The sequence below is a fragment of the Faecalibacter sp. genome, assembly GCF_057177045.1.
This window is the reverse complement of sequence record NZ_CM169987.1, coordinates 1,763,151-1,778,290: the sequence shown is the minus strand read 5'-3', so window position 1 is coordinate 1,778,290 and position 15,140 is coordinate 1,763,151. Positions and strand designations below refer to the sequence as shown.

General features: G+C 34.4%; 11 protein-coding genes. 8 read left to right on the top strand and 3 right to left on the bottom strand.

Annotated elements, in window-relative coordinates:
- Positions 1 to 59 precede the first annotated feature (59 nt).
- From AC1QSP_RS08255 to AC1QSP_RS08240, 4 genes are all read left to right on the top strand, one after another.
- Entirely contained in the window at positions 60 to 689 is a 630-nt protein-coding gene (locus AC1QSP_RS08255) for a 4'-phosphopantetheinyl transferase family protein (RefSeq protein ID WP_484078294.1), read from the top strand.
- 29 nt (positions 690 to 718) lie between these two features.
- On the top strand, positions 719 to 1,384 hold the full coding sequence (gene pnuC, locus AC1QSP_RS08250) for a nicotinamide riboside transporter PnuC (protein ID WP_484078293.1): 666 nt from the start codon (positions 719 to 721) through the stop codon (positions 1,382 to 1,384).
- Positions 1,385 to 1,417: 33 nt separating this feature from the next.
- Positions 1,418 to 2,113, top strand: coding sequence for a Bax inhibitor-1/YccA family protein (locus AC1QSP_RS08245; RefSeq protein WP_484078292.1), 696 nt, complete (start codon positions 1,418 to 1,420; stop codon positions 2,111 to 2,113).
- Between the two features lie 71 nt (positions 2,114 to 2,184).
- On the top strand, positions 2,185 to 2,901 hold the full coding sequence (locus AC1QSP_RS08240; RefSeq protein ID WP_484080397.1) for an LOG family protein: 717 nt from the start codon (positions 2,185 to 2,187) through the stop codon (positions 2,899 to 2,901).
- Between the two features lie 518 nt (positions 2,902 to 3,419).
- Here AC1QSP_RS08240 and AC1QSP_RS08235 read toward each other — a convergent pair.
- From AC1QSP_RS08235 to AC1QSP_RS08225, 3 genes are read right to left on the bottom strand one after another with little or no spacing between them, the layout of a single operon-like run.
- A complete protein-coding gene (locus tag AC1QSP_RS08235; RefSeq protein ID WP_484078291.1) occupies positions 3,420 to 4,493 on the bottom strand; it encodes a SusE domain-containing protein in 1,074 nt (357 codons plus the stop codon).
- A 1-nt stretch (position 4,494) separates the two neighbouring features.
- Complete coding sequence (locus AC1QSP_RS08230; protein ID WP_484078290.1) at positions 4,495 to 6,114, bottom strand: RagB/SusD family nutrient uptake outer membrane protein; 1,620 nt, start codon at positions 6,112 to 6,114, stop codon at positions 4,495 to 4,497.
- Between the two features lie 11 nt (positions 6,115 to 6,125).
- Positions 6,126 to 9,047, bottom strand: coding sequence for a SusC/RagA family TonB-linked outer membrane protein (locus tag AC1QSP_RS08225; protein ID WP_484078289.1), 2,922 nt, complete (start codon positions 9,045 to 9,047; stop codon positions 6,126 to 6,128).
- A 222-nt stretch (positions 9,048 to 9,269) separates the two neighbouring features.
- Between AC1QSP_RS08225 and AC1QSP_RS08220 the strand changes: the two genes are divergently transcribed.
- The 4 genes from AC1QSP_RS08220 (at position 9,270) to AC1QSP_RS08205 (ending at position 14,781) form a co-directional block, all read left to right on the top strand.
- Positions 9,270 to 10,289, top strand: coding sequence for a LacI family DNA-binding transcriptional regulator (locus AC1QSP_RS08220; protein ID WP_484078288.1), 1,020 nt, complete (start codon positions 9,270 to 9,272; stop codon positions 10,287 to 10,289).
- A 159-nt stretch (positions 10,290 to 10,448) separates the two neighbouring features.
- Positions 10,449 to 11,795, top strand: a complete 1,347-nt coding sequence (locus tag AC1QSP_RS08215) for an MFS transporter (protein ID WP_484078287.1) — start codon at positions 10,449 to 10,451, stop codon at positions 11,793 to 11,795.
- A 5-nt stretch (positions 11,796 to 11,800) separates the two neighbouring features.
- Entirely contained in the window at positions 11,801 to 12,457 is a 657-nt protein-coding gene (pgmB, locus tag AC1QSP_RS08210) for a beta-phosphoglucomutase (protein ID WP_484078286.1), read from the top strand.
- A 29-nt stretch (positions 12,458 to 12,486) separates the two neighbouring features.
- Positions 12,487 to 14,781, top strand: coding sequence for a glycoside hydrolase family 65 protein (locus tag AC1QSP_RS08205; protein WP_484078285.1), 2,295 nt, complete (start codon positions 12,487 to 12,489; stop codon positions 14,779 to 14,781).
- Positions 14,782 to 15,140: the final 359 nt, after the last annotated feature.

Genomic DNA, 15,140 nt, shown 5'->3' with positions numbered 1-15,140 from the left:
TAAACTATATTCCTATATTATAAGTAGACAAAGTTACAAACTAAATTACGATTTTAAAAATGCCAATTATCGATAATATCAATAAGCATAACCTTGTAAAAATCATTACTTGGGAGGTGAATGAATCTAACGAAGACCTGCTTGAATATCTAAAGCTTAATGATTATCGTATGGAAAAATATCAGAACTTAAGGGCTAAGCAAGCTCGTGAATATTTGGGTTTACGTGCATGTCTTAAGGAGTTAGGGGTTGATTACGATGTAAATTACGATGAAAAAGGAAAACCTTATTTGCCTACTGATGCTCAAATTTCAATTACGCATTCGTATGGAAAGGTTGCAGTAGGTATATCAGAATTTCCTATCGGAATTGATATCGAGCTTTCTCGTCCCCATAAAATCGCTAACATTAAAAATAAATTTGTCCGTCTGGATGAACAAGAATGGTTACCTAAACAAGATGAAAATGAATATTTGCATATTATTTGGGGAATAAAGGAAGGACTATATAAATTAAATGGTGGTAATCTATGGAATTTCTTAAATCATTATCGCGTTGAAGCGTTTGATTTAAAGCCAAATTCTCCAATACAATGCTGGATTTCGGACGATCATAAAAGTCAAAAATTTACCGCTTACTATAAAATGTTAGAAGACCATTATTTGATTTGGGTACTTGATCATGAATAATTTCGTTATTGCTAAAACCACTACAATTCATGAACGAATTTATTCAATACATTATATCTCCGTATAGAGAATATTCTACAACTCATATTTTATTGGAGATCATAGCCACAACGTTTGGGATATTATCTGTTATCTTTTCAAAAAATCGAAACATTTGGGTATATCCAACCGGAATTATTTCTACTTTTTTATACATCTATCTTTTCTTTACATGGGGGTTGTATGGAGAGACATTAATTAATCTCTATTATACTTCGATGTCAATCTATGGTTGGATGTTATGGAACAAAAAAACGGAACATGATAATATCCATGTGCAAGTGGAATGGGCAACTAAAAACGATTATTTCAAATCCATTGGACTTTTTTGGGCAACATTTATTTTCATTATAATTCTTTATCATTTTCGCCCCATCATCGATCGCGTATTACCTTTAAGTGAAATAAACTCATTAGGCTGGAATTATACCTTTATTGATTTCATAGATGCCTCCCTTACAGGAATATTTCTGATAGGTATGTGGTTCATGGCTAAAAGAAAAGTCGATAGCTGGTATTTTTGGATTATCGGCGATCTGGTCATGGTTCCATTGCTACTGTACAAGGGATATGCAATCTCATCCTTTCAATATTTGTTTCTGACTATTTTGGCTGTAATGGGGTGGATGGAATGGCGTAAAAGTGTTGTGAAATAATTTTATTATCTTCGTTAAAAATCACTTACAATTATGATGTATCAAGACTATAAGCAAGTCGTAGCCCAAGCAACTTCTGCAGAAAGAGCTACATTTTACAAACATACTTATGGCCATGTTGCTGGAGGAGTATTAGTATTTATTTTGTTAGAAGCCTTATTCTTGCAATCAGAATTTCTGGTAACAACATTATTAAGTTTCACACAAGGTTATCTGTGGTTAGTATTAATCGGTGGATTTATGGGAATTTCTTGGATCGCACAAAAGATGGCGATGGATGAAGTTTCTAAACCAAAACAATATTTAGGTTATTTCTTATACATAGTGGGGCAAGCCCTATTATTTGTACCGATGATGTATATTGTTATTAATTACACAGGCACAATCGTGTTAAAACAAGCGGCAGCTGTAACGGTAGCATTATTTGTGGCCTTGTCGGTTATTGCATTTACATCTAAAGTAGACTTTTCGTTTTTACGTGGAATAATTACCATCGGATTTATTTTGGCTATTGGTGCAATTATTGCGGGAATGTTATTTGGGTTTACGTTAGGACTATGGTTTTCGGTAGCCATGTGTGCATTAGCAGCAGGGTCTATTTTGTATGAGACTCAGCAGATCCAATACCAATACTCAACGAATCAGTATGTGGCAGCGGCATTAGGATTATTTTCATCATTGATGTTATTATTTTGGTATGTGCTACGTATATTTATGAGCAGAGATTAATAAATTGATAATAAATTTTAAAGATATAAACCGTAGCTCTCGTTACGGTTTTTTTTAATTGAATGAAACAGATGACAGATAAAGAGAGAGAAGACGACAGAATACAATCGCCCTTTCGCCCAAAAGATTGGAATGAAATTAGAATAAATGATTCATGGGCGTTGTTTAAAATCATGAATGAATTTGTTATGGGGTACGAAGCGATGGCTAAAATTGGACCTTGTGTTTCTATTTTTGGTTCAGCACGTACACCAGCAGATCATCCTCATTATAAAATGGCAGAAGAAGTCGCTTATCAATTAACTAAAATTGGTTTTGGCGTGATAACAGGAGGTGGTCCGGCTATAATGGAAGCTGCAAATAAAGGTGCGCAAAGAGGAGGAGGAAGTTCGGTAGGGCTTGGAATTCGTTTACCTTTTGAAACAAAATTGAATGATTACATCGATCGCGAATATGAAATCAATTTTGATTATTTCTTCGCGCGAAAAGTAATGTTTGTAAAATATTCACAAGGATTCATTGTAATGCCTGGAGGTTTCGGAACGCTTGACGAATTATTTGAAGCTTTAACTTTAGTTCAAACCAAAAAAACAGGAAGATTTCCAATCGTTCTTGTAGGGAAAGATTATTGGTCAGGATTATTTGATTGGATCAAAAATAGAATGTTTGAGGAAGGTTATATTTCTGAAGAAGATTTTGAATTATACCGATTAGTCGATACCCCTGAAGAAGCCGTAGGACATATCAAGTCATTTTATGAAAAACACAACATTAAATTGAATTTTTAAACCATTAAAAAACTCCGATCAATTGACCGGAGTTTTTTGTAACATTAGTTTATAAAAGTTTTAGTGTTAAATGGAGAAATCCTTGGCAGTAACTTCTCTGAAGTAAAAATAAGAAATATTTATTTAAAATGAATCTATTTTAAATAAAAAACTAAAAAAAGATGCTTTTTGTACTATAATGAACATTTTAGAGCAGAAAGTCCATCATGAGATATTTGAATTCTGGTAGAATAAATAATGGATAGAAGTGAGAATCACAATAGCTTAATAGATGTATTGATGTAATTGAATTTTACCTTTGACTTAAGGACTCTTTAATTGAATGAACGATATTCCTAAAGGTTGAAATATTATTTGCGTTTGTATAGGATTTATCAGGTATCTATTAGCGTAATTCTTGTATTAAAAGTTGAATATGGGAGTTTTGATTTAAAATTTATTATTAAATGTAAAATAAAAGCCATTCCAAATAATTATTGGAATGGCTTTTTATTATGTATGTTGAATAGAAGAAATTTCTATTGCGCTGGAATAATTGAATACGCTAAATTTTGTAAATCCAAAACGATATTATATGTACCAGCTGTAACTTGGATATTATCTCCTCCAGGAGCTAAAGTTCCATTAGAACCTCCAAAATTGATATCCCAAGCATTATTTACACGGAATTTTATCATTCCGTCTGTAAATGTAACGTTATTGGCGATCCATATATCATTTGCTGAATCATAAGTTAACAATTGTGCATCTGGACCATCCCAACTATTTGGAGTAGCATCACCTGTAATTCCAAATTCGTATTTCTCTGCTGAGAAAGTCATTTCATTCAGGTTAATTTTAATATGGTAATGTCCAGCTTGTGGAACAGTAATGTTACTTCCTCCAGCTACTAATGTTCCTTCAAAACTTGATGCGGTTGTCGACATGATGTTTCCTCCAAAATCTTCAACCCATTCATTGTTTTTACGAATTTTAAATTCAATTCCTCCGGTTGCATCTGGAGCTAAATAAGCATATGTCTCTAAAACTCCTGCAGTAGAAGTTTTCCAAAATTTAACATCTGGACCATTCCATCCATTTGGTGTAGCGCTTCCTACTAATCCCCATGGAGTTTCTCTGCTTGTAGAGTAAGGAGTTAAAGTAATTGTTTTTGGTTCAGAATATAATTTATTCGCACCTCCATAAGTTCCTAGGAAAGCTGCAATACGATATTTGATTGTTGCTTCTTCATTTTCAGCTAATCCTAATTTTTCAACCACAAATGCATTTAGTTCAGCACCTGTGATATCAAAAGTGGTTTCAGTTGTTGACGTTAGAATTGTAGCCTCATCAAATTGACCTTCTGCTGTAGTAACTTCAATATCATATTTAATAGGAGAAGCAACGCCAAAGCTAGCATCAGTCCAATCGAATGTAAAGGCGACAGCGTTTTGTGTATCTTCAGATAATTCAGCTGTAGTAGCTGTTGTTGTAATTGTTGGATTAACGAAATCATTAGGATTTAATTGGATATCGTCATTGTCCTCATTACAGCTGCTTAGGGAAATAATCCCTAAACATGCTGCTGTGATATATTTAAAAAATGTTTTCATTTTAGTAACCAGGATTTTGAGTTAAATTTGGATTAATCGCAATAATGTTTACTGGAATAGGGAATAATTTACGAATATCAGAAACTGTTGTTCCTCCAGGTACATCCCCTTTGAATGGCCAGTTGTATCCTGATACAAATTTGTTGAAACGAATTAAATCCGTACGACGTGTTCCTTCCCAGTACAATTCTCTTGCACGTTCATCTAAGATAAAATCTAATGATAACTCAGCATTGGTAATATTACCTGATGTGTTTCCATAAGCACGTGTTCTTAAAGCATTAATGTAATTTAATGCTGTAGAACGATCACCACCAGCACCACCACGTAAAACTGCTTCGGCGTAGTTTAGATAAATTTCAGCCAAACGAATCATAGGAACATCTGTGTCAACAAATTCTCCAGTGGCATCGTTACCATTTGTACCATCTGATTTTTTGTTAGAGAATTTCATCACAGCATACCCATCACTGAATTGAGAGACATTATTGATTTCATACGATTGTCCATCTGTATAAAACATCGCACGCTTGTCCGCCCAAGCAATTGGGTATCCATCAGCATCTGTTTGTGAAGCTTGGAATTTTTCTACTAAAGCTTTTGTAGAGCGAGGTCCACCCCAGTTTCCATTAACTCCAAAATCTGCAACCTGCATTGTTCCTCCAATAGCTCCTTTTACTAAGAATGTTGATCCACCGTATGTTTTAGAATTATTTCCATCAAAGTTAAATGCAAAAATGAATTCGTTTTGAGCACCATTACGATCGTTATCCGCTAAGAACAACTCGTCATAAGCTGTACCGTTTCCATTGACATCTGTTGTATGTAATGTATAACCTGATTGAATTGCTAAATTCGAATACGTAATTGATTCCGTATATTTTGCTTGGTTAATCCAAGTTTCTGCATTTAAATACAAGCGTGATAATAATCCATAAGCTGCCGCTTTGTCTACACGACCATATTCTACAGTGCGAGGTTCTCCTAAAATATTTTGTATATCTAATAATTCAGATTCTACAAAAGCAAATATTTCTTCACGATTACTTTGTGTTGGTAAATCTGGTGTAATTTCAGTAACCAAAGGGACATTCGCGTATAAATCCATTAAGTTATAATACGCGTAAGCGCGGATAAAACGAGCTTCTGCAATATATTGTTTTACTTCTGGATTAGATGCAGCTAAAGCCTCAGCATTTTTGATGTAAGAATTGGCAAAAGAGACAGTAGTTGCTAAACGGAAGTACATTCCTTCGATGAAACTGTTGTTCGATCCCCAGCTCATAGCATGCATATTTGGTAAACCTGGATCTCCCCAACCAACAATTGCTTCATCTGTAGTAATAACATTTAACGTGAATAATGATCGTGTAAACTGAGATGCACCCTCATCAACTCCTTGGATATCTCCATTTCCAGCAGGACCTTCTTGTCCTGTGATTGCTAATGAAGCATATACTTTTGCTAAAGCAAACTTCGCTTGTGTAGCATCTGCAAACACGTTGTTTTCTGTGAATACATCAGGATCATTAGGTAATAAATCTAAATCATCGTGACATGATGAAATTGAAAATGCTAATGCAGCTGCTAATAAATATCTTGTTAATTTAATTTTTTTCATGACTGGTTTGATTAGAATTTAACATTTAAACCAAATACAAATGTTCTAGGACGTGGATAGAAGTTATTATCGATACCTCTATAAATTTCAGGATCAATTCCATCGTATTTTGTAAATACAGCAACATTCTGTACAGCACCATATAAACGAACATTCATTCCTTTGATCGGTTCATTTAAGTTATATCCTAACGTAATGTTATCAATACGTAAGAATGAAGCATCTTGGATATAATGATCACTTAAAAGGTTAGTTTCTGTAATGTTTACAAACCCTGTATTGTAGTAATCGCGATGTACATTTGATAAGTAATTTTGCCCATTTCCTGTAGCTTTACGGCTATATCCTTTAGCAGATGCTACGTTATTATAAGCGTAGTTTCCAATGTTTGCTCGAGCAGCTGCAGATAAATCCCAATTTTTGTAACGGAAATAAGTATTGAATCCCATGGTTACATCAGCAAATGGATCTTTGTATATGTAACGGTCGTTATCATTAATAACTCCATCGCCATTTAAATCTTCGTAAGCTCCTTCTATTGCCTTACCATTCGCATCATAGATTTGTTTGTAGACGAAGAAACTGAATGGGTCGTTTCCTTCACGGTGAATCTGAATTTTATTTCCAGTTCCTCCATCAATATCACCTACGCGATTGTCAGTAGATAAATTGGTAATTTTATTATCATTTAATGCGATATTATATCCAATTTTGAAATCAAAATCTTGTGTTTTAATAATATCAGCATTAATGCTAAATTCCACCCCTTTATTTTCCATATCACCAATGTTTTTATCGATCATATTTCCAAAGTTTGTAAATGGATCAACATAAACATTTGCGATCAAATCTTTAGTTTTCTTTTGGTAAACATCAATCGAACCGTAGATTCTGTTTTTAAATAAAGAGTAGTCTAAACCAATATTTAATGTTTCGGCAATCTCCCATTTTAATCCTTTACTTAATGGTGCAGGACGATAAGTTTGGTAGAATTCGCTTCCAAATTGATAAAATGCAGTAGATTGAGAAATATCGTAACGCGTCATGTATTTAAATGTTCCTAACCCATTTACATTACCTACTTGTCCAAAACCAGCTCTTAATTTTAAGTCATTTACGAAAGAAGATCCTTTTAAAAATTCTTCATTCGAAATATTCCAAGCTACGGCAACCGATGGGAAATAACCCCATTTTTCACCTTCATCAAATTTAGAAGAAGCATCGGCACGTAAAGTTCCTGTTACAATATATTTGTTATCGTAGTTGTAATTAAAACGTCCGTAGTAAGATAATAAGGCATGGTGATCACGATCTACAAATTCGTATACCGGATTTCCTTGTTCAAACAATTCGCTATTGTACGAATATTTATATTCATTAAAATATTGGTATCCGTAACCCGCGACCACATTTAAGTTATGTAATCCAAACTCTTTACTAAATGTTAAATAAGCATCTAACAATTTATTATAGTTTTGGTTATCGTATTTGTAGTAAGATCCATCCCAATTGTCATTTATACTTGGCATATTAGCCGAAACTATTGCACGTCCATTGGCATTAGAAATATCATAACCTACGTTAACTGTTGCAGTAACAGATGGTAAGAAATGTAATTTATAATCTACTTTAGCATTTCCTACAAAACGACGAACTTCCGACGTATCATCTTTTTCGTTAATTAAAGCGACTGGATTAGTAGGAGATAAGTCACGTTTTTTATCGCCATTCATCCACGTATGGTAACCTCCAAAATATGGAGCACCCGAATAAATAGGTTGTGTAGGATCGTATTCTAAAGCTGCACCAATGGCATCACGATTGGCGAAAGTATTTTCGATATAAGAACCACGAGCATTAAATTCGAATTTTAAATGATCATCAAAGAAAGTTGGTGCTAATACCATCGAAGCTGTAGTACGATTGATATTATCTCCTTTTAAGATACCATCTTGATTTGTGTTTGATAAGGAGAAACGAGATGGCATTCGATCGCCAATGTTACCCATTGCGCTAAAACTGTGATCAAAACCAGCTGCCGTTTTATAGATTTGTTTTTGCCAGTCGGTAGAAGCAGTACCTAAAGAAGCAATTTCTGCTGGTGTACCTACTTGATTCACTAATTGACGGAATTCATTCGCATCCATCATATCAACAAATTTTGTTGGTTGATAAATCGATGTAGTAGAGTTGTAACCGAATGTAAATTTTCGTCCTTTTCCTTTTTTAGTTGTAATCATTACAACCCCATTGGCAGCACGAGAACCGTAAATAGCTGTGGCAGAGGCATCTTTTAAGATGGTCATTGTTTCAATATCATTTGGATTAATGAAATCTAATGGATTTCGTGATCCTCCAATATTATTTTCTGCTAATGGTACGCCATCTACAACATATAATGGTTGAGAATTTAATGATAATGAGCTGTTTCCACGAATAATAATGTTTTGTCCATCACCAGGAGCACCACCTGCTGATGTAACAACTACACCAGAAATTTTACCTGTTACTAACTCTTGTGCAGAAGTAATCGATCCTTTATTAAAATCTTTTTCACCAATCTGATTTACAGCACCTGTAACATCTTCTTTCTTTGCTGTACCATAACCAATAACCACCACTTCTTCTAAAGCTGTGTCTATAGTTTTTGATAATTGAAACTGAAGTTGATCTTGGCCTGTATAAGTATATTCTTGATCATCATAACCAAAGGAACTAATTACGATGATATCGCCGTTTTCTGCTTCCAACGAAAAGTTTCCTTTTTCGTCAACCACAACTGTTTTTCCCGAAGTTATATTCGTAACTTCAGCACCTGATAAAACGGTATTCGTTGATTGGTCTGCAACAGAACCTTTTACAACATTTTGAGCCATTAATAGAGCAGGGCATGAAAAAACTAAAGCGATTAGAGATTGCTTTAAAACTCTCATATGTTATTTGTTTTGTTTGTATAATATTTTAATTATATTTTTACTTCTCAATCACGAAATTAGTTAATTAAATCATTAAATGTGTATCAGTTACACTAATAAACATCACGAAAACGATTTCGTGTTAATAAAAATTTAAATTTTAGAAATTTAATAGTTAATTTCAGGAAAAATCAGATGCTTGTTTGTCTGATTGAATGATGAAAAGTTTAGTAAGATTTGATGAAAAAAAATTTAACATTAAAAGATATTGCAAAGGAGTTAGATGTTTCTGTTTCAACAGTTTCAAAAGCGCTTAAAAATAGTGACGAAATTAGTGAAGGAACTCGCCAAAAAATTCAGGCTTTTGCAAAATTATACAATTATAAGCCCAATAATATAGCGCTTAGTCTTAAGAATCGAAAAACGAAAACGATTGCGGTGATTATTCCAGAAGTGGTTCATCATTTTTTCGCAATGGTAATCAGTGGAATAGAAAGTGTAGCCAATCAACATGGTTATAATGTAATCATTTGTATGTCGAACGAATCTTACGAAAAAGAAGTCATCAATATGGAGATGTTAGCGTCTGGAAGTATTGATGGTTTTATTATTTCTTTAGCTAAAGAATCACAAGAGAAGAAAGATTATCATCATATCAAAGAGGTTATAAACCAAGGAATGCCTGTAGTTATGTTTGATCGTGTAACGCGCGAAGTTTATACCGATAAAGTTATTATTGATGATGAATTGGCAACTAAAGAAGGGATTCAGTTCTTTTTAAGCCGAAATCGTAAAAAGATAGCTTTGATTTCTACGCCCGATTATATTTCTGTAGGTCGTTTAAGAACAGAAGGTTATAAGAAAACATTAGAGCAAAATGATGTTGCGATTAACGAAGATTTAATCTTACGCATTGATGATGATGCTCAATTGGAAGAAAAAGTCAAAAAACTTTTTGATGAACAGAAATTTGATGCATTAATGGCTGTAAATGAGTTGTTTGCTGTTGCAGCATTAAAAGAAGCTTTAAAACGAGGAATCAAAGTTCCAGAAGAGCTTAACATTATTGGTTTTACAGATGGAATTATATCTAAACACTCTACTCCATCCATATCAACAATTAAACAAAATGCGTTCAAAATGGGAGAGATCTCGGCTAAACTTTTAATTAATAAGTTAGAAGATGAAAGCGAACACGAACATTATATAACAGAAGTTATAGGGACTGAAATTGTACATCGTGAAACTACATCGTTATAGTAGAAAAAATCAGTTAAATCCTTGATTAACTTGCAATAATCCCAAATATATTTCTTAAAATTGCAGCAGAATCAAAACATATTTTTACTTCTCAAAAAATAAAATATAGTTTTGATAAGCTGCAACGCTTATCGTAAATAATTCATAATAATTACGATAATGGAAAAGCGTAGACTCGGATTCTGGGAAATCTGGAATTTAAGTTTTGGATATTTTGGTATTCAAATGGGATTTGCATTGCAAAATGCAAACGCAAGTAGAATCCTCCAAACATTTGGTGCGGATGTGCATCATTTGTCTTGGTTTTGGATTGTGGCTCCTTTAATGGGTTTAATTGTACAACCGATTATTGGACACTATTCAGATAAAACGTGGGGCCGCTTCGGTCGACGTAAACCTTATTTTTTAGTAGGTGCTGTATTAGCAAGTTTAGGATTAATTTTAATGCCTCAGGCTGGAGCATTTACCGCTTTATTACCTGCACTTTGGATGGGCGCTGGTTTCCTAATGATTATGGATGCTTCATTCAATATTGCCATGGAACCTTTCCGTGCCTTAGTTGCAGATGTTTTACCTTCAGACCAACGGACATTAGGCTTCTCGGTCCAAACAGCATTAATTGGTTTTGGCGCTGTTTTAGGATCTTGGCTACCTTATATTTTAAGTAAATGGGTAGGCGTTGAAAGTATAGCCGCTGAAGGAGAAATACCTTTTCATTTAATTTTTTCATTCTTAATCGGGGCTTTAGTTTTAATTCTTTCTGTAATTATCACTGTTTCTACGACTAAAGAATATTCACCGGAAGAATTAGAAGCCTTCGATCGTGCCGAAGGGAAAGAGCCTGTAATCGAAGAACAAGCCACATTATCTCAAATTTTTAAAGATTTTGGCAATATGCCAATGACCATGAAACAATTGGGATGGGTTCAGTTTTTTACATGGTTCGGATTATTCGGAATGTGGGTTTTTGCAACACCTGCTATTGCCCACCATGTGTATAAACTTCCATTAAGCGACACTTCTTCAGCTACGTACAATGAAGCAGGAGACTGGGTCGGAATCATTTTTGGGGTTTACAATGCTGTTTCAGCAATCTTCGCTTTCTTCTTGCCAGCGATTGCCTTGAAAATCGGTCGAAAAACTACTCATACCATTTCATTAATCGCAGGAGGTCTTGGTTTAATCTCCATTTATTTTATTGATAATCCTTATTTACTCATCCTTTCGATGGTAGGTGTTGGTATTGCTTGGGCTAGTATTTTAGCCATGCCTTACGCCATGTTAGCCGGTTCTATCCCTGCAAAGAAAATGGGAGTTTATATGGGGATTTTCAACTTCTTTATCTGTATTCCTCAAATCATCAACTCGATTTTAGGAGGTCCAATTGTTAAATATTTTTATGGTGGAAATCCAATTTACGCAATCATGATGAGTGGTGTTGCATTCATATTAGCAGCCTTACTTGTACAACGCGTTCAGGACGATGAAAAACCAATCAAAGCATAATTATTTTGAAAACGAAAGCATTTATTTTCGACTTAGATGGTGTTATTGTAGATACTGCAAAATACCACTTTTTGGCTTGGCAAAAATTAGCGGAGTCTTTAGGAATCAACTTTACACACGAACATAACGAACAATTAAAAGGAGTATCTCGTGTGCGATCATTAGAAATTATTCTTGGATTGGGGAATGTAGAAGCAACTCAGGAACAAAAAGACGAATGGTTAGTTCAGAAAAACAAAGATTATTTACAATACATCGATAAGATGGATGAATCTGAAATTTTACCTGGGGTTATGAAAGTGTTAGAATTTTTAAAATCGAACCATCAACCGATTATTTTAGGTTCAGCTTCTAAAAATGCGCGTCCAATTTTAGATAAAGTAAAAATCTTACACTATTTCGATGACATCGTGGATGGTAATGATGTTTCGAATGCGAAACCTGATCCAGAAGTATTTTTAGTAGGAGCAAAAAAAGCCAATCAACCGAATGAAAACGCCATTGTTTTCGAAGATTCAGTAGCTGGAATCCAAGCAGCGAATAGTGCTGGAATGATAAGCATAGGTATCGGTGAAGCATCAGTTTTAAATGAGGCAGATGTTGTATTCAATAACTTCACAGAAATTACAGAAGAATTCTTAAGAGAATTGATAAACAAATAGAACACAAACAAACATACAATACAACAAAAATGAATCAAGATTATATCATCCCGAATGCGTGGTCAATTATTGAAGAAGGGTTTGAAAAAGATCGAGTGAAATCGTCTGAAAGTTTATTTTCTATCGGAAATGGGGCGATGGGACAACGTGCCAATTTCGAAGAGTTTTATTCAGGAGATACTTTCCAAGGTAGTTACATTGCCGGAGTTTACTATCCAGACAAGACGAAAGTGGGATGGTGGAAAAACGGTTATCCAGAATATTTCGCGAAAGTTTTAAATGCACCAGTTTGGATCGGAATCAATATCGAAATCAATGGTGAACAATTCGATTTAAACACGTGTAAAGAAGTAAAAAACTTCCGTCGCGAATTAAATATGAAAGAAGGTATTTTAGATCGTTCATTTGTAGCGACTTTACCTTCAGGTTTAGAAATTGAAGTGTTTGTACGTCGTTTCTTAGCTGCTGATTTAGATGAATTAGGTGCTATTAAATACGATATCAAACCTATCAATGGAGAGGCGAAAATTGTTTTTAACCCTTACGTTGATGCTCACGTAAAGAACGAAGACGCGAACTGGGAAGAAATTTTCTGGGAATCGATCGGATCAGAAATTAAAGGTGAGCAAGGTTTCGTACAAGCGCGTACATTCAAAACACATTACAATGTGGTAACGTATATGGAGAACGCAATTTTCATCAATGGTGAAAAACAAGCCATTACTCCAACGGCTACAAAAACGGAATGGAAAGTTGAATTTACGTACGAAGTTAATGTTAAAACAAACGAAACAGCAACCATCCAAAAATTTGGAGGGTATGTCGTTTCAACCAATCATAAAGAAGACCAATTAGTTGCTGCTGCAGAAAATGTGTTAGCACAAGCCAATGCTTTAGGTTATGAACAATTGTTAACAAACCAAAAAGAAGCGTGGGCTAAAACGTGGGAAATGGCAGATATCACAATTGATGGTGATGTAAAAGCCCAACAAGGAATTCGATTCAATATCTTCCAATTAAACCAAACGTATTCTGGTAAAGATGCTCGTTTGAACATCGGACCAAAAGGATTTACAGGGGAGAAATACGGAGGGTCAACGTATTGGGATACAGAAGCATATTGTTTACCATTTTATATGGCGACGAAGAACCAAGAGGTGGCACGTAATTTATTAACGTATCGTTACAACCAATTGGACAAAGCGATTGAAAATGCAGAGAAATTAGGATTTACGAATGGAGCGGCTTTATACCCAATGGTAACTATGAACGGAGAAGAATGTCACAACGAATGGGAAATTACATTCGAAGAAATTCATCGTAATGCGGCCATTGCATTTGCCATTTTCAATTATACACGTTTCACAGGAGATCAATCGTACATTCCTGAAGCTGGTTTAGAAGTTTTATTAGGAATTGCACGTTTCTGGAAACAACGTGTCAACTGGTCTGCAGATAAAAAACAATACGTAATGTTAGGAGTTACTGGTCCTAATGAATACGAAAATAATGTGAATAATAATTTCCACACGTCTTACTGTGCACAATGGTGTATGAACTATTTAGTGGAACAAGTGGAAAATGTGAAAACAAATTATCCAGAAGATTTCGCTCGTATTGCTGCTAAAACAAACATCACAGATGAAGAATTAGCAGAGATGAAAGAAGTAGCGGCTAACATCTATTTCCCATACAGCGAAGAGTTAGGGATTTACTTACAACAAGACGGATTCTTAGATAAGGATTTAACTCCTGTTTCTGAATTGGCAAAAGAAGAACGTCCAATTAACCAAAAATGGTCTTGGGATAGAATCTTACGTTCGGCTTACATCAAACAAGCGGATACATTACAAGCATTCTATTACTTCGAGGATCAATTCTCAAAAGAACAATTAGAAAAACACTTTGATTTCTATGAACCATTAACAGTTCATGAATCATCTTTATCACCTTGTGTGCACTCGATTCAAGCGGCTACTTTAGGTCGTATGGAACAAGCGTATACATTCTATTTAAGAACTTCTCGTCTAGATTTAGACGATTACAACAAAGAAGTTCACGAAGGATTACACATCACTTCCATGGCAGGTACTTGGATGTCGATTGTAGAAGGATTTGGTGGAATGCGTGTGAAAAATGATGCGTTATATTTTGAACCTCGTTTACCAGAACAATGGGAAGGATTCTCGTTCAAAATCAATTTCCGTAACCAAATTTTAAAAGTCAATGTAAATAAAGGAGAAACAACTTTCGAATTGGAAGGAACAGAACCATTAGAGGTTTATGTTTTCGACCAAAAAGTTGTGGTGCAGCCTTCTATTTAATAAAGGGAAAAATAGAATACCTTGAAGGCTTCGGCTTTTGAGGTATTTTTTTATTAATTCATAGATTAAACTTCCATCATCTTGGAATCGTTTCAGGATCTCATAAAATTAGGAAGTTCAGCTTGGTTATTAAAATAATTAAAAACGGCCTCTAAATCTATGACGTTAAGAAAATAAATGAAGTGAAGGGTTAGAATGAATTAGTGACCGAAGGGAATCATTTAATTCATTCCCGAAATGAAATTTATTTTTAGTCAAATAGATTTAAAGCCTTGATTTTTTGAATTCTTTTTTATCAAGAAAAAAGTATTGAAGAAATGTATCGTTTCTGTGTCAATACAAAAATGAAAATCAATAAA

Coding starts and splice junctions, on each gene's coding strand:
- AC1QSP_RS08245 (WP_484078292.1), top strand. CDS start 1,418: ATGATGTATCAAGACTATAAGCAAGTCGTAGCCCAAGCAACTTCTGCA.
- AC1QSP_RS08215 (WP_484078287.1), top strand. CDS start 10,449: ATGGAAAAGCGTAGACTCGGATTCTGGGAAATCTGGAATTTAAGTTTT.
- AC1QSP_RS08240 (WP_484080397.1), top strand. CDS start 2,185: ATGACAGATAAAGAGAGAGAAGACGACAGAATACAATCGCCCTTTCGC.
- AC1QSP_RS08230 (WP_484078290.1), bottom strand. CDS start 6,114: ATGAAAAAAATTAAATTAACAAGATATTTATTAGCAGCTGCATTAGCA.
- pnuC (WP_484078293.1), top strand. CDS start 719: ATGAACGAATTTATTCAATACATTATATCTCCGTATAGAGAATATTCT.
- AC1QSP_RS08205 (WP_484078285.1), top strand. CDS start 12,487: ATGAATCAAGATTATATCATCCCGAATGCGTGGTCAATTATTGAAGAA.
- AC1QSP_RS08235 (WP_484078291.1), bottom strand. CDS start 4,493: ATGAAAACATTTTTTAAATATATCACAGCAGCATGTTTAGGGATTATT.
- AC1QSP_RS08220 (WP_484078288.1), top strand. CDS start 9,270: ATGAAAAAAAATTTAACATTAAAAGATATTGCAAAGGAGTTAGATGTT.
- AC1QSP_RS08225 (WP_484078289.1), bottom strand. CDS start 9,047: ATGAGAGTTTTAAAGCAATCTCTAATCGCTTTAGTTTTTTCATGCCCT.
- AC1QSP_RS08255 (WP_484078294.1), top strand. CDS start 60: ATGCCAATTATCGATAATATCAATAAGCATAACCTTGTAAAAATCATT.